Genomic DNA, 20200 nt, shown 5'->3' with positions numbered 1-20200 from the left:
TCTCCCCCCCCCCCCACCCCCCGCCCCCACCTAGGGCCCCGCGTGGGGCGCGCCCCCCCCCCCACGAAGGGTGTAGCAACGTGTCTCACCAGGCCCTTCGTGGCTCGTCGCTTGCGCTCCTCGCACCTCAGGGACCAGTGGGTCTGTGGCTTTTCGGATCAGGGAGCGGGGGACGTCAGCGGGCCGGATTCAGGTGCGCAGGCGCGCTACAGAATCGGCGCCGGGGCGTAACCGGCGGCGTCGGGGTACTGGCCGATGATCTTCTCCGCGGCCGCGATCACGTCGGCGACCTGCTGCTCGGCGGCACCCACGAAGGCGGTCTTGTCGGCGAGCAACGCGTCGAGCTGCGTGCGGTCGAGCGGGATGCGGTCGTCGGCGGCGAGCCGGTCGAGGAGATCGGGTTCGCGTCCCTCCTCCCGCATGGCGAGGGCCACGGAGACGGCATTCTCCTTGATCGCCTCGTGGGCGGTCTCGCGTCCGACACCCGCACGCACCGCGGCCATCAGGACCTTGGTAGTCGCGAGGAACGGCAGGTAGCGGTCGAGTTCGTTGGCGATCACCGCCGGGTAGGCGCCGAATTCGGCGAGCACGGTCAGGAAGGTCTCCATCAGACCGTCGATCGCGAAGAACGCGTCGGGCAGCGCGACGCGGCGGACGACCGAGCAGAACACGTCGCCCTCGTTCCATTGCGCGCCCGCCAGTTCCGCGGCCATCGAGCCGTAGCCCCGGAGCACGACCGCGAGCCCGTTGACGCGCTCGCAGCTGCGGGTGTTCATCTTGTGCGGCATCGCCGAGCTGCCGACCTGTCCGGGCTGGAAGCCCTCGGTCACGAGCTCGTGGCCGGCCATCAGACGGATGGTGTGGGCCAGCGACGACGGCGCCGCGGCCATCTGCACGAGAGCCGACACCACGTCGTGGTCGAGCGAACGGGGGTAGATCTGGCCGACCGAGGTGAACGAGCGAGCGAAACCGAGGTGATCGGCGACGCGGCCCTCGAGGTCGGCGAGCTTGACCGCATCTCCACCGAGGAGGTCGAGCATGTCCTGCGAGGTGCCCATCGGCCCCTTGATGCCGCGCAGCGGATAACGGTCGATCAGCTCGCGCAAGCGGGTCAGCGCGATCATGAGTTCGTCGGCGGCGGAGGCGAATCGCTTGCCGAGCGTGGTGGCCTGGGCGGCGACGTTGTGGCTGCGTCCGGCCATCACCGTCGACGAATAGTCGGCCGCGAGGGCGACGATTCGCGCCAGCACCGCGACCCCGTGGGCGTGGACGTGCTCGAGGGAACGCAGGATCTGCAGCTGCTCGACGTTCTCGGTCAGGTCGCGGCTGGTCATGCCCTTGTGGATCTGCTCGTGACCGGCGAGGGCGTTGAACTCCTCGATCCGGGCCTTCACATCGTGGCGGGTGACCCGTTCACGTTCGGCGATCGACGCGAGATCGACCTGGTCGACGACGCGCTCGTAGTCGGCGATGGCGTCGGCCGGTACGTCGATGCCGAGGTCACGCTGGGCCTTGAGGACCGCGATCCACAGTCGCCGTTCGAGTTCGATCTTGGTGCTCGCCGACCACAGCTCGGCGAGATCGGCGGAGGCATAGCGGCTGGCCAGGACGTTGGCGATGACGGGCTTCGACACCCGCCCAGTGTAGGTTGCCGCCGATCAGATCCTCAAAAAGCGCCTCGCGGGCGCACACCAGGGGCGAGGGGTGTGTTCCCTCAGAAGGCGATGCACGCTCCGTTGGAGCCGTAACCCTGCCGCACGCGGACGAATGTCGGTGGCGAGACCTTCCCGTTCTGGACCGCATACAGGTACTTGTCGCCGATACGGTGCGGAACCCAGGTGGTCGAGGCGAGAGCACCCTGGGCCAGGTCGCGTCCCACCAAGCGTGGCGGTAGACCGGCCCTGACCTCGAAGAACTCAACCCAGCCGGATGAGTCGACCGCCACGGTCAGCGGATAGGTGCAACCTGTGCCGTAGACCGCCGAGGAGAACGGGACCGATGCATCGACCCGTCCGGCCGGCGCCGCCTGCGCAGCCGGGGCGGCGAATGCCGTCGCACCCATCACCGCCGCGCCGAGCGCGGCTCCGATCCCCACCATCAACCGTCGTGCCGACACACGATCCCCCTACCCGTTGGTGACCTGAGGCCCCATCGTGTCATCGCCGCGCGGCCCGCGCGGCCTATTCACGAGGTTCGCTGTCCGGTCACTCCCTCGGCGCGAGGACGTCGACGACGTCGAGCAATGCGTCGCGCACCGCGTCGACCGGCCGGACGGCGGTCTGCCCCAACGCGCCGACGATGGCGCCGTCCTCGATGCCGATCAGCTGCGCGATGTGAGCCGGGTCGGCGACACGATGCGACTTCACCAGGAGCTCGCAGTGGTGGAACGCGAGCGACTGTCCACGGGCGGCGACGACGGTACGCAGAAGCGGGTAGCGCGCTGCGAGAGCGATCATCTCGTATCGCGCGGACAGTTGCTGGACCGTGGTGTCGGGGCCGACGAAGACGTCGGCGAGGGCGCCCGCCGTCGCGGCGCTGCCGCGGTGCCGACGCGGAAGGGCGTTGCAGCGGGCGACGACTGCGGCCTCGTCGTGCGCGCACAGGTTGGCGGCAGCCTCGGCCATCAGGTCATCGAGCGAGCCGAAGTAGTAGGTGGTCGATGCCAGCGGGAGCTTCGCACGCTCGGCCACCGCGCGATGACGCACGGCGTCGAAGCCGCCTTCGAGCAACAGCTCGCCGGCAGCCTCGATCAATCGAGACCGCCGCCGCGCACCCTTCGGTGTCGCCGCCGAGGTCATCATGGTTGTTCATGCTGCCAAAGGGCCGGTACCGTCGTATCGCTTTCACCAAAGCGACACACGCCCAGTCGGATTCCCGTATAAGTCCGCTGACCTCTGGCAACGCCCGTTCCGTTGTCCCCTCGCTCACCGCACCCCCGGCGCGATCCGGGGGCCTCGTCAGTCGGACGTCGGACACCGGGGTACGACGAGCGCACCCGCGGTTACCGTGAGCGCATGCAGTTCGACGGCCTTCATGCTGTCGCCGATTACGCGGCGCTCTACACCTGCCTCCGGCAGGTCGCGTTCGCCGATCTCCTCCGCGAGCGGTTGGGGAATTTCGAGGCGCGCTGCGACCCGGCGGAGCGGACCGTCGTCTTCACCTCGACATCCTCACCCGGACAAAGCGGTCAGCACGAGCTTGTCCGTTCGCGGGCCACCCTGATCGCGGTGATCGAGTCGGACGCCATCGTGTGGGGCTGGGCTCATCCCTGCGGTGAGCCGGCCGGTCCCGCCGCCGCGCTGCGGGACGTCGGTGCCAGGTTCGGCGTCGACGACTTCGCCGTTCCCCGGGTGCCATTGCCGCACAGTCTGTCTCGCGATCAGGTCGCCGACTACCGGACGCAGGCGATCGACATCGTGGCCGCGGCCGCGGTCGAGAGCACCGGTATCAGTCCGTATTGGACGGCGCGGCTCGAGGACGGGGATCTCGCGGTGTACCTCCTCGCCGACGTCGCGCTGCCCGAGCCGAGCTTCGCCGACTTCGCCACCATGATGCCGACGGTGATGAGATCTCTTGCGGTGAACGACCATCGGGTGGCGATCCACGGGATGGCCGCGCGGCGCGGCTGGCACATCAGCTGGCGCACCGGCTCCGACGGCGGCCGGTCGCCGATCTGCGACGTCACCGATGGCGAGTCCGTCGCACACGTCGAGTTCGACCGGCGCGCGCGGCCCGTCGACTTCAGCTGTGAACTCGTCGGACCGGCCTGAACCCACGCCCTTCGCCTCGGTGACACCGCGAACCGTGGGACCATCGGGACATGTCTCCCGACCACGACGACACCCATCTCCGGCGGGCCATCGAACTCGCCGCTGCGGCCCGCGACCGCGGCGACCACCCGTTCGGCTCACTCCTGGTGGCACCGGACGGCACCGTGGTGGCGGAGGGGATGAACACCGTCGACACGGAGCGAGATCCGACCGGGCACGCCGAGACCAACGTCGTGCGTGCGGTCGGGCACCTCGATCTCGCCGCCAGGGCCGAGCTGACGCTGTACACCAGTACCGAACCGTGCGCCATGTGCGCCGGGGCGATCTACTGGGCCGGGATCGGTGCGGTCGTCTACGCGCTCGGTGAGGACGACCTGCGGGCGATGACCGGTGACGACCCCGCGAATCCGACGCTGGCGATGCCGTGCCGCCGGGTCTTCGACGCGGGTAGCCGGCCGATCGTCGTGCGCGGTCCGCACACCCTCGACTCCGCACGCGAGGTCCATGCCGGTTTCTGGCAACACAGTTGACGCTCAGATCGGCCGCTTGTCCTCCGATCGACCGCTGAACACGCCGGGTGTGAGACAGATTCCTCACATCGGTGCGCGTTGCGCGCCGATCCGTTGCGGCAAGGCGGGGGTCGCCTATTACCCTGTTGACTCGATGACCCGAGTACCGCCCCTCCCCCGTGATCCCGACGAGCGCAACAGTGCTCTCGTCGGTCGTCGTGCTGTCCTGGCCGCCGGTTTCGGCGCCGCCGCGCTGGGTGTGGCCGCATGCTCTGGTTCGACGCCGCCGACGTCCGTGCAGCCGCGCAAGCTGGAGGGCCAGGCCGACGACGAACTCCCGGTCGAGGCGTCGCCACCGCCGGTCACCGGTGGTCCGCCGCTGATCACCGGCAGCTTCCGCTCGGCGCGCATGGGTGGCCGCGACACACGCTGGGCCGTCGCCCGCCCCAACGGCGTGACCGGCACCCTGCCCGTCGTCGTCGTGCTCCACGCGCTGAACACCAACGAGAAGTCGATCTTCTCGCCGCGGCTCGAGATGCAGACCGTGATGCAGCAGTATGTCGATGCCGGAAACGCGCCGTTCGCTCTGGCGGCCGCCGACATCGGGCGCAACTACTATCACCGCCGTACCGACGGGACCGACGGCGGCGCGATGGTCCTCGACGAGTTCCTGCCGATGCTGGCGAGCAATCCCGATCTGGATCTGTCGACCGAGCGCATCGGTCTGTTCGGCTGGTCGATGGGCGGTTACGGCGCGCTGCGCCTGGCCGCGATGCTGGGCTCGCCGCGCGTGGCCGCGGTGGCGGTCAGCTCCCCCGCGATGTGGGCCGACCCGCGCAACTTCCCGCCGCGCGCCTTCGACGGCATCGCCGACTACCAGGCCAATTCGCTGTTCGGCGCTCAGCCGAAGTTCGCGAAGATCCCGCTGCTGATCAACATCGGCTCGAGCGACCAGTTCTACACCTACACGCGCCAGTGGGCCGCCGGACTCCGCCCGCCCGCCGCGTTCGGCACGGCGGCGGGTGGTCACACCAACCGGTACTGGCGCAGCGTCCTGCCTGAGCAGGTCGAGTTCCTCGGACGGAACCTGGCGATCTGAGTCGGGTTCCGCTCACGGATTCCGTTCGCGCTCACACGATTTCGGTGAGCGGGAACGGATGATGTGCGCGAGCTCTAAATGCTGATCCGGCCCTCGAGGGCGTTGCGGCCGATGTCCGTGCGGAAGTGGGAACCGGGGAGTCTGATGTTCGCGATGCGCGCGTAGGCCTGCTCGCGGGCCTCGGCGAGGTCGGCACCGGTACCCACCACCGCGAGCACCCGCCCACCGGAGGAGACAACCGCGCCGTCGGCGTTGCGCGCGGTGCCGGCGTGCAGCACCCCGTCGATGTCGGCGCCGGTGATGGCGTCGCCGGTGCGCGGCTTGCCGGGGTAGTTCTCCGCCGCGACGACCACGGTGACCGCGGCACCGTCACGCCACTGCAGCGGTGGCAGGTCGGCGAGGGTGCCCGTGGCAGTCGCGTGCAACGCCTGTCCGAGTGGCGATTCGAGCAGGGCCAGCACCGCCTGCGTCTCCGGATCGCCGAAGCGACAATTGAATTCGACGACTGCGGGGCCGTCGGCGCCGATCGCCAGACCCGCGTACAGCAGGCCGGAGAACGGGATGCCGCGTCGAACCATCTCGGCGGCAACGGGTGTGACGACCTCGTCGACGATGCGCGCGGTCATCTCAGCTGGCAGCCAGGGCAGCGGGGTGTAGGCACCCATGCCGCCGGTGTTGGGTCCGGCATCGTCGTCGCCGACGCGCTTGTGGTCCTGCGCGGGCAGCAGCGGCACCACGGTCTCGCCGTCGACGAGACAGAACAGCGACACCTCTGGCCCGTCGAGGAAGCTCTCCAGCAGGACCGGGTGCCCGCTCTCGAGGCACTCGGCGGCGTGGTCGCGGGCGACCTCGCGGTCGGCGGTGACCACCACGCCCTTGCCCGCTGCCAGACCGTCGTCCTTGACCACCCAGGTGGGGCCGAAGCGGTCGAGCGCGGCGTCGAGCCGGGCGGGATTGTCGACGATCTCGGCGTGGGCGGTCGTGACCCCCGCGGCCTTCATGACGTCTTTGGCGAACGCCTTGGACCCCTCGATCTGCGCGGCCTGCGCACTCGGACCGAACGTGGCGATCCCGGCGGCGCGCAGGGCGTCGGCGACCCCGAGGACCAGGGGCACCTCGGGACCGATGACCACGAGGTCGGCGTCGATCTCGCGCGCCAGCGCCACGACCGCGTCGCCCGAGACGGCGTCGACGGGGTGGTTCGTGGCGATCGACGAGGTGCCGGCGTTGCCCGGGGCGACGTGTAGGTCGGTGACCGCCGGATCACTTGCCAGACCGATGAGGAGGGCATGTTCGCGGCCGCCCGAGCCGATCACGAGTACGCGCACGTCCATGACTCTAAACGCCGGTACCCGTGACCGCCCAAACGGTGTCGGCGCCGGTCAGCTCGTGGGCTGGGTGAGGTCGTACAGGGTCACGCCGTCGACGGTGACGGCGGTGAAATTCTCCTGCACCCAGGTGCTGATCTGCGACGACGGTCGCGCCGAGTTGCCGCCCATGGCGCCCCCCATACCGGGACCAGAACCACCGCCGATGAAGTAGTGGATCTTCTTCGCGGCGACGAGCTCCTGGAACTCCGCCAGGGTCGGCGACGGGTCGCTTCCGTTGAACCCGCCGATCGGCATCACCGAGTGGCCGGTCTCGAGCTGGTAGCCGGAGGCCGACATCGATCCCACCGCAGCGGCCACCCAGGTGTAGTCGTCGGCGTCGGCGGTGAGCCTGTCCACGAGCGCCGCCGACGGCGTCGAACCACGGAGCAGTCCTCCGGCGCCGTCGCCACCGCGACCGCCCCCATCCTGTTGACCCATACCGGGCATCCCCTGCCCGGGTGCTCCCAATCCCTGCGGTGGCATGCCAGGCATGCCTCGTCCGCCGGGACCGCCCGGGCCACCTCGTCCACCCGGTCCACCGCCACCGGGACCGAACTCGCCCGCGACGCGCGGTCCCGCGGTGATGATGGATCCGCTCTTCTCGGTCGCGATGGTGTCGACGGTGTAGGCGACCGGGCCGGCCAGACCGGCCATGACGGCCCCGATGAGGGCCGCGGCCGCGATGCCCCGACGCCGGGCGACGACCATGGCCACCGCCGCGGCGAGCCCGACGACGAGCACGGTGAACCGGAGCCACGGCACGAAGTCGGGCGTGCGGTCGAGCAGGACGTGGCCCCAGATCGCGGCGATCGCGATGGAGATCCCCAGCGCGATCCGCACCCACAACCGGTCCCGGTGCGACCAGCACACCGCCGCGCCGCCGGCGACGACCGCGGCGACCGCGGGAGCCAGTGCCGCCGTGTAGTACTGGTGGAAGATCCCGGCCATGAAGCTGAAGACACCCATCGTGACCAGCAGCCAGAGTGACCAGACGACCAGAAAGGCGCGACGCGGGTCGGTCCGTCGGGCCTTCCCGACGAGCACGAGCGCCACGACGACGAGGAGCAGTCCGGTCGGGATGAGCCAGGCGATCTGACCACCCTGCGCGGGTTCGAACATCCGCAGCCAGCCGGTTTCACCCCACGCGCCGCCACCGCCACCGGCACCGCCCGGGCCACGACCCATGCCCTCCATCGCATTTCCACCACCACCGGGGACGACGGCGCCGATCTCGTTGCCGTTGAGCCGGCCGAGGCCGTTGTAACCGAGAGTCAGTTCGAGAATCGAATTGCTCTGCGAGCCACCGATGTACGGCCGTGACGAGGCCGGCCACAGCTCGACGGCGAGAATCCACCAGCCTGCGCTCACGATCATCGCGCCGAGCGCCGCGACCAACTGGCCCAGCCTGCGCAACCACCCGCGTGGACCGAAGGCCAGGTAGGTGACGGCCAAAGGCGGGACGATCAGCATGACCTGCAGCTGCTTGGTGAGGAAGCCGAACCCGACGAACACCCCGGTGAGGACCAGCCATCGCCATCGACCGTCCTCCAGGCCCTTCATCATCGACCAGACGGCCGCGATCATCAGCAGGATGAGGAGCGCCTCGGGGTTGTCGAAGCGGAACATCATCGCCGCGACCGGTGTCACCGCGAGGGTCGCACCCGCGAAAATCCCGGCCCAGTGACCGAGGTACCTCCGGGTGATCAGGTAGAGCAGAGCCACCGAGGCGACGCCCATCAGCGCCTCGGGTACCAGGATCGACCACGGGTTGACCCCGAAGATCCGCGCACTGAGTCCCGGAATCCACAGTGAGGCAGGCGGTTTGTCGACGGTGATGGAGTTCGCCATGTCCGACGACCCGAAGAACCACGCCTTCCATGACTGAGAACCGGCCTGGATGGCCGCCGAGTAGAAGGAGTTGGCCCATCCGTTGATCGACAGGTTCCACAGGTAGGCGACGGCGGTGCCGACCAGGAGCGCGATCACCGAGAGGCGTTCCCCGCGCGTTTTTTTCGACAACGAACACGTCACGCCCGAGGGATCGGGGGGCGCGACGGGATTCGTCGCGTGGACGAGGGTGGTGCTCATGCGGAAACCTCCGTGTGGTGAACGGGCGCCTTGCGGAACACCCAGCGGAGACCGATGAACCGGGTGAGGGTCGCCACCAGGTTCGCGATCACCAGGATCATCAGCTCGATGTGTTTGGTCGTGTCGGGTGCGGCGGTGTGGAGCACGAGCAGCGCACCGGAGGTCACCAGCCAGCCGAACAGGAACACCCCCAGCCCGAAGAGCTGATGGCGCAAGGCGTTGTCGCGACCGCGGATGCCGAAGCTGAACCGCCGGTTGGCGGCGGTGTTGAGGACGGCGGTGATCCCGAGGGCGACCACGTTCGAGATCTGGGCGCCGAGGAACGAGTGGAGCGCCAGGAACAGCATCGCGTAGGCGAGCGTGGAGGCCACGCCCACCACGCAGAAACGTGCCAACTGGCCGACCATCCCCGTCGGCACCCCGTCGAGCTGCGGTCCAGCGGCTCGGTTCCGGCCGATGGACGCACGCAGCTGCGCGATCGGCAACCGGCCCATCGCCAGCGCGAGACCCACGCGCGCACAGCCTCTGAGGTCTGCGATCGCGGTCGGCATGATGTCGACGGTGCTGTCGGGGTCGTCGACCCAGTCCACCGGCACCTCGGCGATGCGCAGACCGATCTGCTCGGCGAGGACCAAGAGCTCGGTGTCGAAGAACCAGCCGGTGTCGGCGACGAACGGCAACAGCTCCCGCGCGATGTCGGTGCGCATCGCCTTGAAACCGCACTGCGCGTCGGAGAACCTGGCACCCATCGCGGTCCGCAGCATCAGGTTGTACGAGCGGGAGATGAACTCGCGCTTGGGGCCGCGGACGACCCGCGCGGAGCGACTGAGACGCGTGCCGATCGCGATGTCGGAGTGACGCGAGACGAGCGGGGCGATGAGTGGCATCAGGGCATTGAGATCGGTCGAGAGGTCGACGTCGCAGTAGGCGACGATCTCGGCGTCACTGTGCTGCCACACCGAGCTCAGCGCGCGACCGCGTCCCTTCTGCTCCAGATGGACGACGCGCACGCCGTCGATCTCGCCCGCCAGTGCGACGGCGATCGCGAGGGTGTCGTCGGTGCTGGCGTTGTCGGCGACGGTGATCCGCGAGGCATAGGGCACGTGCAGGCGCAGGTGGTCGGCGAGGCGACGCACCGACGACGCGATGTCGGCCTGCTCGTTGTAGACGGGGACCACGATGTCGACTACCGGATTCGGCGTGGACGTGTCGGCGAGTGTGTACATCTGCGCCGTCCGGCCCGGCGGTGCTTCTGGGATCATGGGGACCACTGTCGGTTCCCAGCCTCGGCTCACTCTGCGCGTGAGCTGCCAGGTTCCTGTGAACGCTTGCCGGCACGACCGGCACGGTGTGGACGGACATCGTGGGCGTGTCCGAGAGCGCATCTACATTGGGCACATGCCCGCAACCCTCGCCCCGGACCAGCTGACCGCCGCCAACCGCGTCATCACCAGCCTGGCCGGTGAGGGCGCCGCGCTGCGCGATGACCAGCTCCGGGCCGTGACCGCGCTCGCCGGCCGTCCCGCCGATCCCGCCGAGCGCGGCGCGCGAGTGCTGGTCGTCCAGGCCACCGGATGGGGCAAATCGGCCGTGTACTGGTCGGCGACGGCGATCATCCGGGCCGGTGGCGGTGGGCCGACGCTCATCGTGTCGCCGTTGTTGTCCCTCATGCGCGACCAGGTCTCGGCCGCTGCCCGCGGCGGCTTGTCGGCGGCCACACTCAACTCGTCGAACGTCGACGAGTGGTCGACGATCGAGGCACAGCTGCGAGCCGGTGACCTCGACGTCCTGCTCGTGTCGCCGGAACGTCTCGCCAACCCCGGCTTCGGTCGCCGGGTCCTCGACGCCCTCGCCGGCAACCTGGGTCTGCTCGTCATCGACGAGGCGCACGCGGTCTCCGACTGGGGTCACGACTTCCGTCCCGACTACCGCCGAGTCGCCGACGTCCTGCGCACCGTCAACCCGACGACGCCGGTCCTGGCCACCACCGCCACCGCCAACGCCCGTGTCACCGAGGACGTGGCCGCTCAACTCGACGCCGGCACAGCGGGTGATCCGACCCTCGTCCTGCGCGGGCCGCTTGCGCGAAAGTCCCTGCACCTCAACGTGCTCGACGGACTCACCCCGGTCGAGCGCTACGGCTGGGTGGCGCAGTCGCTGTCCGCCCTCCCGGGGTCGGGCATCGTGTACGTGCTGACGGTCGCCGACGCCGACCGTCTGGTCGAGGCGATCCGCGCGGTGCACGGCGACGCCGTCGGAGTTGCCGCCTACACCGGTCAGCTCGACGCCGACCGCCGCCACGAACTCGAAGACGCGTTGCTACGCAACGAGGTCAAGGCGCTGGTCGCGACGTCGGCGCTCGGGATGGGCTACGACAAACCCGATCTCGGATTCGTGGTTCACGTCGGGTCGCCACCGTCACCGGTCTCCTACTACCAGCAGGTCGGCCGTGCCGGTCGCGCCCTCGACGACGCCGTCGTGATGCTCTTGGCGTCGCAGACCGACGACCGGATCTGGGACCACTTCGCGACCGCGACGATCCCCGACCCGGACAAGATGCGTGATCTGCTCGCCGCGCTCGAGTCCGCGGACGAACCGCAATCGGTGATCCAACTCGAGGCCGCGACCCGATTCCGCCGTACCCGTATCGAATTGATGCTCAAGCAACTGGCGGTCGACGGTGTCACCGACCGGACGCCCGACGGGTGGGTCGTCACGGGCAAGCCCTGGACCTACGATGCGGCGCACTACGAGGGCATCCTCGCCGTGCGTCGCCGCGAGGCCGACATCATGCGGGCCTACATCGCGGGACGCACCTGCTTGATGCGGCTGCTGACCGAGTCACTCGACGACCCGCAGGCCGCGGACTGCGGGCGCTGTTCGGTCTGCCGAGGCGCCCTGAGCGACGGACTCACCGACTCCGTCGACGACGAGACCGTACGCACCGTGACCTCGACGCTGCGCCGCAAGGCCCAGACCCTGGACCCGCGCAAGATGTGGCCGGGTGGCGAATTCGGCCGTCGCGGAAGGATTCCCGCCGACCTACTCGCTGCTCCGGGGCGCGTATTGGCCCATGCCGACGCCCCGGAGTGGGTGGAGGTGCTCGCCGCCGCGCGCAACGGGGACGAGCGCGCGGTGGCCGAATTGGGCGATGCCGCGGTCGCGACCCTGGCCGCCTGGGTACGCGACACCGGCGTACGCGCCGACCTCATCGTGTCGCTGCGCTTGACCGGCACCACGCTCGCCGAGACATTGGCCGAGCACCTGCGGAAGGTCGGGAAACGTGACGGCGGGAGTTTTCCCGTGCGCATGGGCGATCCACCGACCGACGCGACGGGCGCCGTCGAGGCCACCTACTGGCGGGATCACCTCGGCGACCCGCCCGACGTCGCCGGCCGCAACGTGATGCTCGTCGTCGACGCCAACAGCTCCGGCTGGCCGATCACCCTGGCCGCCGCCGCACTCCGCGAAGCCGGAGCGACCGCGGTGCTACCGCTCCTGATCCACCGGACGGTGTGAACCCTCCGCAAACCCACCCCTATTCGGCAAACCCACCACCGTGCGAGGGGGTGGGTTTGCCGAAAAAGGGTGGGTTTGCAGGGGGTCAGTCGGCGACGTACTCGCCGTAGCCGAGGGAACGCAGGCTCGCGCGGATCTTCTCGGCCGCGGCGTCGAGGTCCTCGGGACGGACGTTCTTGTTCGCGTTGGCGAGGTCGAAGGTCTCGAGCGACAGCGCCGGGAACACATGGACATGCACGTGCGGGACTTCGAGGCCGGCGATGAGCAGACCCATCCGAGGGGCGTCGAAGGCGTCCTTCACCGCGCGGCCCACGTTCTGCGCGACCGCGCTGAGGTGGGCGAACGCCGCGGTGTCCATCTGCTCCCAGTGATCGACCTCGGCACGGGGAACCACCAGGACGTGACCGGGGGTGACGGGCTCGATGGTGAGGAACGCGACCGCTTCGCCGTCCTTCCAGACGAACCGACCGGGGAGATCGCCGTTGATGATCATGCTGAAGACCGATGCCATGGGCCCGAGTCTAGGTGCTGCGCCCATCGCGGCGGTGACGCCGGCGGCAACAACGGGTGTTGTCCCAGAAGTGTCGGGGCCGGACTGTCTGCGGCCGACTGTCGGGGGTCCATGACATCCTTTTCGGTGTGAGTGGGCCAGAATCATCCCCGGCGGGACGCACCTCCCGACCCGTCGTCGGATCCAGCGACGTCCTGGCCCGCGCCCAACGCTTCCCACGTCTTCGGTACATGGGGTCGAAGTACCGTCTCCTGCCCCACCTCGAACGCACCTTCGCCGAGATCGGTGGGTCCACCGCGGTCGACGCGTTCTCCGGTTCCGGAGTGGTGTCCTATCTGCTGAAGGCGCAGGGCTTCGAGGTCGTCAGCAACGACTTCCTCAACTTCCCGCACATCATCACCCGCGCGTCGGTCGCCAATTCGAGTGTCCGGCTCGAGCCGGAACTGATCGAGGCGATCTGCGGTCCCCCCGCCGACGACCGCGACTACATCTCACGGACCTTCGACGGCCTGTACTTCACCACCGAGGACCGCGCATTCCTGGACTCGGCGTGGTCGCACGTCGACGCCTTGCGCGGGTACCGGCGCGACCTCGCGATCGCCGCCCTGGTGCTCTCGGCCGCTCGCAAACAACCGCGCGGCGTGTTCACCTTCACCGACTCGACGCGCTACGCCGACGGCCGGCGCGATCTGACGATGACCCTGCGCGACCACTTCCGTCTGCGGGCTGCCGCGGACTACAACGCCACCGTGTTCAGCAACGCGCGCAAAAGCCGAAGTGTGCAGGGCGACATCTTCGACCTCGAACTGCCGTGGTCCGCACCGCCGGATCTGGTCTACCTCGATCCCCCGTATGCCCCGCCGACCGACGACAACGACTACATCAAGCGCTATCACTTCCTCGAGGGATTGTCGGCCTACTGGCGCGGCATGAGCATCATGGAGAACACGAAGACCAAGAAGCTGCCGAAGCGATTCACGCCATTCGCCTACAAGCGGACCATCGAGGACGCGCTGCTGCGCACCTTCGAGCATTTCGAGGACGCCGGCGCGATCGTGCTGTCGTACTCGTCGAATGCGTTGCCGGGCAAGGACCGCATCGTCGACCTGCTCGGCAAGGTCAAGCCGTCCGTCGAGGTCATCGCTATCGACCACAAGTACAGCTTCGGCACCCACGCGGCCGCGACGCGCCGCGACGTCAGCGAGTACCTGTTCATCGGCCGGGACTGACCGGCAGACCCGACGAACCAGGGACACGACGAACAATGAGCACCGCGGGCGACTTCGACGACTACCTGACATCGTTGGGACGGTTGACCTCTCACGTCGACCCGACCGCGTCGACGCCGGAGGCCGAGCGGATCACCCAGGCCACGACCCGCCTCGGCGAGCTCCTCGACACCGACATCGCCGGACTCGCGGCCTGGGTGCGCGACAACCCCACCGACGTCCCTGTTCTCGGACTCGCAGTCGGGCTGTCGCAGGAGAAGCTGAAGAACGCCCTGCGCGATCGGTTCGACACCAGCGGCTGGCACGCATTGGCCCGGGCGAAACCGGTCGAGCTGGTGACCTGGCTCGACACCGAATTCGACCTCGTCCGCATGTTGCGCACCCAGCTGTCCCGGACCTTCACCTTCGCCGACATCCTCGTGGCCCGCGCAGGCACACGGGCCACCGCCACGCGCGCGGGTGCGTCGGGACGTCGCATCGAGGACGAGATCGAGGACATCGCCCGCGACATCGGTCTCGACTACGTCACCCGCTCCCGGTTCGCGGGGCGCAACGGGCGCACCGCGCCTGCCGACCTGATCGTGGGCGACCCGTCGTCGGCCGACATCGTGGTGGCGGCCAAGGGTTTCGACTCGACCGGCTCGAAACTCACCGACGCGGTCCGCGAGATCGAGGAGATGGCCGAGGTGCGGTTGCCAACCCAGCTGGTTCTCGCCGTCATCGACGGAATCGGCTGGAAGTCGAGGCAATCCGACCTGCGACGCATCCACCAGCTCTGGGTCACACGTCAGATCGACGGCATGTACACACTCGTCGGGCTCGACCGATTCCGCGACGACGTCACCGACTTCGCGAAGTTGCGCCGGTTGATCTAGTCGGCGTTCGCGAGTGGCAATCGAACCCAGAATGTGGCCCCTGCACCGGGACTCGTGTCGACACCGACCTGCCCACCATGTGCGGCCACCAGGGCGGCGACGATCGACAGGCCGAGACCGCTGCCACCGCCGGAGCCGCGGTGCCGCGAGGAGTCGCCGCGGTAGAAGCGCTCGAAGACGTGGTCGGCATCCTCCGCCGTGAGTCCCGGGCCCGTGTCGGCGACAGTCAGCACCGCCTCACCGGCGGACGAACCGTCGTCGGTGCTGTCGTCGATGTTGTCGTCGATGGCCACCCTGACCGTGATCGAGGCGTCCGGCGGCGTGTGATTCACCGCGTTGCCGATGAGGTTGCGTAGCACCTGCACCAGACGTGGTCCGTCGCCGAGGACGACCGGGGGCCGGTCACCCGGGACGACGTCGAGCCGGATCTCGCGCTCGGGCGCCGCGACACGCGCGCTCTGCACGGCGTCGGCGGCCAGACCGAGGAGGTCCACGGGTGCAGAATCCATAGGACGCGCGGCATCGAGTCGCGCGAGCATCAGCAGATCCTCCACCATCAGGTTCATCCGGCCGGCCTCGTCGTCGATGCGTCGCATCGCGTCGGTGACATCGGGAACGCCGCCCTGCGAATAGAGTTCGGCGAAGCCCTTGATGGACGTGAGCGGAGTCCGCAATTCGTGACTGGCGTCGGCGACGAAACGGCGCATCCGCTCCTCGGAGGCGCGCGCCTGCTGTTCCGACGCTGCGGTCGAGGCGAAGGCGTGTTGGATCTGACCGAGCATCCGATTCAGCGAGTCCGACAGGCTGCCGACCTCGGTGTTGGGTGGTGCGGGTGGCACGCGCCGTGTCAGGTTCCCCTCGGCGATCTCGTGCGCCGTCTCCTCGACCCGGCGCAGCGGACGCAGGCTCGTGCGCACCAGGACGTAGCTCAGCACCCCGATGAGCAGGACGACCAGGGCGCCGATCGCGATCTGCAGCCAGATCAGTCTGTTCACCGTGTCGTCGATGTCGGACATCGGCGTGGCCACGATCGACCTGCCGAAAGTGTTGCTGCGCTTGATAACCCGCCACTGCGGTCCGTCGCCGTCGACGGACGGGACGGTCACTGGTCCGGCATTGTCGCCGGTCAGCCCGTCGAGGTCGGGGGCGTCGTCGAACTGGTTGTAGACGTTGTCCGCGGACACCCCTCCGGGCCCGTAGACGACAGACTCGACGTAGTAGGGCGACGGGGGCCTGCGCGGCCCGGGCGGGCCCGGGCCGTCGCCCAGAAACCCACGGGGTTCGGCCCACGTGCGTACGGCGTTCTCCAGCCCGTCGTCGGCGCGGGAGATCAGATCCTGGCGCATCGACGAGGTCACCGCCACACCGGAGGCGAGCAAGCCGATGACGACGAGCAGTACTGTCACGGCCACCAGCGAGATCCGTAGCGGGACACCGCGTGTGCGCCTCCCGCGATCATCGCTCGTCACCGCCGCGTCAGTCACGGGGCTCACGCATCACGTACCCGACTCCGCGAAGGGTGTGGATGAGCCGCTTGTCCCCGGTGTCCAGTTTGCGGCGGAGGTAGGACACATAGGACTCGACGACGTTCACCTCGCCGCCGAAGTCGTAGTTCCAGACATGGTCGAGGATGCGCGGTTTCGACAACACCGTGCCCGCATTGACCATGAAGTAACGCAACAGGGTGAACTCCGTCGGCGAGAGCGCGACCAGCTCGCCGGCCTTGAACACCTCGTGGGTCTCGTCGTCGAGCTCGATGTCGGCAAAGGCGATCTTCGACGACGCGCGCCGCTGGTCGTCGAATCCGCTGCGACGCAACAGCACCTGCAGTCGGGCGACGACCTCCTCGAGGCTGAACGGTTTGGTCACATAGTCGTCGCCGCCGATCGTGAGACCGTTGATCTTGTCCTCCACCGTGTCCCGCGCGGACAGGAACAATGCGGGGGCCTCGACCCCGTCGGCCCGCAACCGGCGCAAGAGCCCGAACCCGTCCATCCCCGGCATCATCACATCGAGGATGAGGACGTCGGGCTTGCCGGCACGGCATCGGTCGAGGGCCGCCGGGCCGTCGGCAGCGGTCTCGACCTCGTAGCCCTGGAACTTGAGCGACACCGACAACAGCTGGCGGATGTTCTCCTCGTCGTCGACTACGAGGACCTTCGCGCCACGCGTGCTGTTCTGTCTGCCCGATTCACTCACACGACCAGACTCCCAGCAGGCCCTGGCACCTCACTGTAGGAACCCTGGGAGGTTGCTGTGAACGCCGACCAGCGAGTTCTCCGCAGACCGGGAGCTCACTCGTCGGGGTCACCATACGCCGCTGCCATCTCCTCGGAGCCGCGCCAGCGTGAAAAGGTCGGGCTCTGGGGCCAGCCGTCCGGCGAATCCTGCCACTCCTCCTGCCGCCCGTAGGGCAATACGTCGAGGAGCCCGAACACGAAGCCGAGCTGCTCGGTGCCGCGCCCGGTGGAGTGCCAGGTGCGATACACGGTGTCGCCGTCCCGGAGAAAGACGTTCAGGGCGAATCCTTCGCCCGGCGCGGCGTCGACGTCGGCCGAGAAGGTCGTTCCCGCCGACGAGTACCAGTCCATCCGATTACCGACACGCCGTTTGTACGCCAGCGCCTCGTCGATCGGTCCGGGCGTGATGATGACGAACCGCGCGTCGTAGTCGGCGAGGTAGTCGAGTCGGCTGAACTGGGTGGTGAACCCGGTGCAACCCGGGCACTGGAACCGGGCGCCCTCGGTCCACATGTGGTTGTAGACGATCAGTTGTGCACGTCCGTCGAAGACCTCGACGAGCCGAATCGGCCCGTCTGGCCCACTGAGGACGTAGTCGTCCATCTCGACCATGGGGAGTCGACGGCGCTGTGCGGCGACGGCGTCTAGCTCACGGGTGGCCGCCTTCTCGCGGCGTCGGAGATCGGCCAGCGCCGCCGCCCAGGTCTCGTGGTCGGCTACGGGTGGGAGCGCCGCACTCATGACAATGCCTCTCGCATGTCGATGCCCTTCGTCCGGTGATGTGAACAGTTCACCGGTTCAGACCCACGCGGGCGTCCGAATTCATCGAAGCGCGGCCATTCCGCTACAGAGCAGAGAGGGCGTAGGTGCTCTGGAGCCGACGCACGTACTCGCGGACCTCGTACAGTTCCCGACGCGCTGCCCGCTGCACCTTCTCGCCACCGGCGCCGCTCTGCAGCCGGTCGACCAGCGAGTCCGCGACGCGTTCCAGCTCGTCGACCAGCACTCGCGCCTGCGCCTGGGCGGCGGGATCGATCGGTCGCCGTGACGGAACCATGGGTGTCATCGTAGGTTCTCCGACCGTTGACCGCCGACCATCACCACATCGACGAGGTTGAGCGTCGATAGCGGCGAGATGAACGCTCGGTGAATCCATCCGTCGTGACGGTCCACGTTGTCACATTCGAACTAAATTGTGTGCATGGATGCGAATGACGAACGTCGTCAGATCAGCGAGGTCCAGGACCGGTTGATCGGCCTCTACACGCACCGGCCGCCCGAAGATGTCGCCGCCGCGGTCGAGAAGGCCTACCAGCATTTCGACGGGACCGAGGTCCGCGACTTCGTTCCCCTGCTCGTGGAACGCCGCGCGAACAAAGCACTCGGCGGCACCGACGTGATGGCCGATCCCACATACGTCCGGCCCCACGCCGGGGAGTGACCCGGACCGGGATCGCACCGTGACGCGCGGTCCCGTGGTCAGCAGCCAGGCCGGTCAGCAGCAGCCGGGCGTCACGCTGAGGACATTGCGCAGCGCCTCCAGCGACTCCGGCCTCGATCGGTAGTAGACGTTCATTCCGCGACGCTCGGGCAAGACCATCCCGGCCTTTCGTAGTTGGCCCAGGTGATGGCTCGTCGTGGCTTCGGTGAGCCCGACCGCCGTCGCGAGGTCGCACGTGCAGATCCCGTCGCCGTTGTCGGCGAGGAGGATCGAGACGAGTTTGATCCGCGCCGGGTCGGCAAGTGCTTTGAGCCGCAACGCGATCTCGAGAGCGGTCGCGTCGTCGAGTGGGGCTGCCGACACCGGCGCGCAGCAGATCGGCGCACTGATGTCGACCATCGGCAAGGTCTTCGGCATGGCCACACCCTACCGCCGTTCTTGACATATGTCGAAAAGGTGGCATCCTGCAAGGACGCACTGTTTTTCGACATATGTCTCACAGGTAAAGGTGGTTCGCCATGTCCCGTATGCAGCTCGCACTCAATGTCGATGATCTCGGCGCCGCGATCGAGTTCTACTCCAAGCTGTTCGACACCGCCCCGGCCAAACGGAAGCCCGGGTATGCGAACTTCGCGATCGTCGAACCTCCGCTGAAACTGGTGCTCCTGGAGAATCCAGGCGAGGGCGGCACGATCAACCATCTCGGCGTCGAAGTCGAGTCGAGCGAGAAGGTGCACGCCGAGATCGCCCGATTGTCGGACGAGGGTCTGTTCACGCAGGCGGAGATCAACTCGACGTGTTGCTTCGCGACCCAGGACAAGGTGTGGGTCACCGGCCCCGCCGGCGAGAAGTGGGAGGTCTACACCGTCCTCGCCGACTCCGAGACGTTCGGCTCCAGTCCGAAACTGCTGGCGGAGAACACACTCGGCGATGCAGACCAGGGTTCGGCGTGTTGCGGAGGAAGCGCCACCAACCCCGCCGAGGCACGTACTGCCTGCTGCTGAACGAGCTGCGCAGGTTCTTGTCGGTGGTGGGTCGTACATTGGTGTCATGCAGTTCGGGGGCGGTGACACACCTGTTGCGGGCGGGGAGCCTGTCGGCGAATCCTCGCTGACCCCAGCGCTTTCCGACGTCGAACTGTCCGCAACCGAGCTGGTCGACGTCATCACCCACTGCGCATCGATCACCTCCGCGGCCTCCTACCGACTCCTCACCGCGGCGGGCCTGCTGCATGAGGAACGCGAACTCGACTACCACCTGCGCCGCACCGAACACCGCGACGGCCAAGCCTCCTCGGAAGCAGAACTGCACCGACGCGCCGCCGACGCCGCCGCCGGGATCGACCCGTATGCCGAATACGGGCCCGACGGCTTCGACCAAGCCACCGCCGAACTCGGCGCGGCACTGATGATCACCGCCGCCGAAGCCCGTGACCTCATCCGCACCGGCGATGCCCTGCGCTACCGACTCATGCTCACCGGCAACACCCTCGCCTGCGGGCGGATCGACCAGCGCCGCTTCACCATCGCCATGACACGCACCGACTACG

21 protein-coding genes are annotated in these 20200 nt (G+C 68.4%); 9 read left to right on the top strand and 12 right to left on the bottom strand.

What is annotated here, in order from left to right; genetic code table 11:
* Positions 1-206: 206 nt before the first annotated feature.
* The 3 genes from purB to ACFW3F_RS23255 all read right to left on the bottom strand — a co-directional run bounded on the left by purB (position 207) and on the right by ACFW3F_RS23255 (position 2798).
* The gene (gene purB / locus ACFW3F_RS23265; RefSeq protein WP_388061677.1) at positions 207-1634 is read right to left on the bottom strand and encodes an adenylosuccinate lyase; all 1428 of its coding nucleotides are present in this window, start codon (positions 1632-1634) and stop codon (positions 207-209) included.
* An 80-nt stretch (positions 1635-1714) separates the two neighbouring features.
* The gene (locus ACFW3F_RS23260; protein WP_388061675.1) at positions 1715-2098 is read right to left on the bottom strand and encodes a hypothetical protein; all 384 of its coding nucleotides are present in this window, start codon (positions 2096-2098) and stop codon (positions 1715-1717) included.
* Between the two features lie 106 nt (positions 2099-2204).
* On the bottom strand, positions 2205-2798 hold the full coding sequence (locus ACFW3F_RS23255) for a TetR/AcrR family transcriptional regulator (protein WP_388061703.1): 594 nt from the start codon (positions 2796-2798) through the stop codon (positions 2205-2207).
* A gap of 216 nt (positions 2799-3014) precedes the next feature.
* Here ACFW3F_RS23255 and ACFW3F_RS23250 point away from each other — a divergent pair, with 216 nt between their 5' ends.
* From ACFW3F_RS23250 to ACFW3F_RS23240, 3 genes are all read left to right on the top strand, one after another.
* Positions 3015-3770 (top strand): DUF6882 domain-containing protein, encoded by a 756-nt coding sequence (locus ACFW3F_RS23250; protein ID WP_388061674.1) that lies wholly within the window; start codon positions 3015-3017, stop codon positions 3768-3770.
* Between the two features lie 50 nt (positions 3771-3820).
* The gene (locus ACFW3F_RS23245) at positions 3821-4300 is read left to right on the top strand and encodes a nucleoside deaminase (protein WP_388061673.1); all 480 of its coding nucleotides are present in this window, start codon (positions 3821-3823) and stop codon (positions 4298-4300) included.
* Positions 4301-4433: 133 nt separating this feature from the next.
* Complete coding sequence (locus ACFW3F_RS23240) at positions 4434-5378, top strand: alpha/beta hydrolase (protein WP_388061671.1); 945 nt, start codon at positions 4434-4436, stop codon at positions 5376-5378.
* 74 nt (positions 5379-5452) lie between these two features.
* On the opposite strand, the gene purD is transcribed toward ACFW3F_RS23240, so the two are convergent.
* From purD to ACFW3F_RS23225, 3 genes are read right to left on the bottom strand one after another with little or no spacing between them, the layout of a single operon-like run.
* Positions 5453-6706, bottom strand: a complete 1254-nt coding sequence (gene purD / locus ACFW3F_RS23235; protein ID WP_388061669.1) for a phosphoribosylamine--glycine ligase — start codon at positions 6704-6706, stop codon at positions 5453-5455.
* 54 nt (positions 6707-6760) lie between these two features.
* Entirely contained in the window at positions 6761-8836 is a 2076-nt protein-coding gene (locus ACFW3F_RS23230; RefSeq protein ID WP_388061667.1) for an ArnT family glycosyltransferase, read from the bottom strand.
* Positions 8833-10098, bottom strand: coding sequence for a glycosyltransferase (locus ACFW3F_RS23225; RefSeq protein ID WP_388061665.1), 1266 nt, complete (start codon positions 10096-10098; stop codon positions 8833-8835). Before ACFW3F_RS23225 ends, ACFW3F_RS23230 begins: the two co-directional genes overlap by 4 nt.
* A 136-nt stretch (positions 10099-10234) precedes the next feature.
* On the opposite strand from ACFW3F_RS23225, the gene ACFW3F_RS23220 reads away from it, so the two are divergent.
* Complete coding sequence (locus ACFW3F_RS23220; protein WP_388061663.1) at positions 10235-12355, top strand: RecQ family ATP-dependent DNA helicase; 2121 nt, start codon at positions 10235-10237, stop codon at positions 12353-12355.
* 85 nt (positions 12356-12440) lie between these two features.
* Here ACFW3F_RS23220 and ACFW3F_RS23215 read toward each other — a convergent pair whose 3' ends face one another.
* Complete coding sequence (locus tag ACFW3F_RS23215) at positions 12441-12866, bottom strand: HIT family protein (RefSeq protein WP_388061661.1); 426 nt, start codon at positions 12864-12866, stop codon at positions 12441-12443.
* 230 nt (positions 12867-13096) lie between these two features.
* Between ACFW3F_RS23215 and ACFW3F_RS23210 the strand changes: the two genes are divergently transcribed.
* Together ACFW3F_RS23210 and ACFW3F_RS23205 are read left to right on the top strand one after the other, a co-directional pair.
* Positions 13097-14095, top strand: coding sequence for a DNA adenine methylase (locus ACFW3F_RS23210; RefSeq protein ID WP_388061701.1), 999 nt, complete (start codon positions 13097-13099; stop codon positions 14093-14095).
* Positions 14096-14130: 35 nt separating this feature from the next.
* Positions 14131-14970, top strand: coding sequence for a hypothetical protein (locus ACFW3F_RS23205; RefSeq protein WP_388061659.1), 840 nt, complete (start codon positions 14131-14133; stop codon positions 14968-14970).
* Here the strand turns inward: ACFW3F_RS23205 and ACFW3F_RS23200 are convergent.
* The 4 genes from ACFW3F_RS23200 to ACFW3F_RS23185 form a co-directional block, all read right to left on the bottom strand.
* The gene (locus ACFW3F_RS23200) at positions 14967-16382 is read right to left on the bottom strand and encodes a sensor histidine kinase (protein ID WP_388061657.1); all 1416 of its coding nucleotides are present in this window, start codon (positions 16380-16382) and stop codon (positions 14967-14969) included. The genes ACFW3F_RS23205 and ACFW3F_RS23200 overlap by 4 nt on opposite strands.
* Positions 16383-16446: 64 nt before the next feature.
* Positions 16447-17169 (bottom strand): response regulator transcription factor, encoded by a 723-nt coding sequence (locus ACFW3F_RS23195; protein ID WP_388061655.1) that lies wholly within the window; start codon positions 17167-17169, stop codon positions 16447-16449.
* A gap of 95 nt (positions 17170-17264) precedes the next feature.
* Complete coding sequence (locus ACFW3F_RS23190) at positions 17265-17951, bottom strand: DUF899 domain-containing protein (RefSeq protein ID WP_388061653.1); 687 nt, start codon at positions 17949-17951, stop codon at positions 17265-17267.
* Between the two features lie 103 nt (positions 17952-18054).
* The gene (locus ACFW3F_RS23185) at positions 18055-18267 is read right to left on the bottom strand and encodes a hypothetical protein (RefSeq protein WP_388061651.1); all 213 of its coding nucleotides are present in this window, start codon (positions 18265-18267) and stop codon (positions 18055-18057) included.
* A 144-nt stretch (positions 18268-18411) separates the two neighbouring features.
* On the opposite strand from ACFW3F_RS23185, the gene ACFW3F_RS23180 reads away from it, so the two are divergent.
* The gene (locus tag ACFW3F_RS23180; RefSeq protein WP_388061649.1) at positions 18412-18651 is read left to right on the top strand and encodes a three-helix bundle dimerization domain-containing protein; all 240 of its coding nucleotides are present in this window, start codon (positions 18412-18414) and stop codon (positions 18649-18651) included.
* A gap of 54 nt (positions 18652-18705) precedes the next feature.
* On the opposite strand, the gene ACFW3F_RS23175 is transcribed toward ACFW3F_RS23180, so the two are convergent.
* Positions 18706-19068: an Rv2640c family ArsR-like transcriptional regulator gene (locus ACFW3F_RS23175; RefSeq protein ID WP_388061647.1), complete on the bottom strand. Its 363-nt coding sequence runs from the start codon at positions 19066-19068 to the stop codon at positions 18706-18708.
* A 101-nt stretch (positions 19069-19169) separates the two neighbouring features.
* Here ACFW3F_RS23175 and ACFW3F_RS23170 point away from each other — a divergent pair, with 101 nt between their 5' ends.
* Together ACFW3F_RS23170 and ACFW3F_RS23165 are read left to right on the top strand one after the other, a co-directional pair.
* On the top strand, positions 19170-19655 hold the full coding sequence (locus tag ACFW3F_RS23170; RefSeq protein WP_388061645.1) for an ArsI/CadI family heavy metal resistance metalloenzyme: 486 nt from the start codon (positions 19170-19172) through the stop codon (positions 19653-19655).
* A 46-nt stretch (positions 19656-19701) separates the two neighbouring features.
* On the top strand, positions 19702-20200 hold a 499-nt coding region (locus ACFW3F_RS23165), incomplete at its 3' end, for a DUF222 domain-containing protein (protein WP_388061643.1).

This window comes from Gordonia sp. NPDC058843 (assembly GCF_042743165.1).
GTDB lineage: Bacteria > Actinomycetota > Actinomycetes > Mycobacteriales > Mycobacteriaceae > Gordonia.
This window is presented reverse-complemented; position numbering and strand designations above follow the sequence as displayed.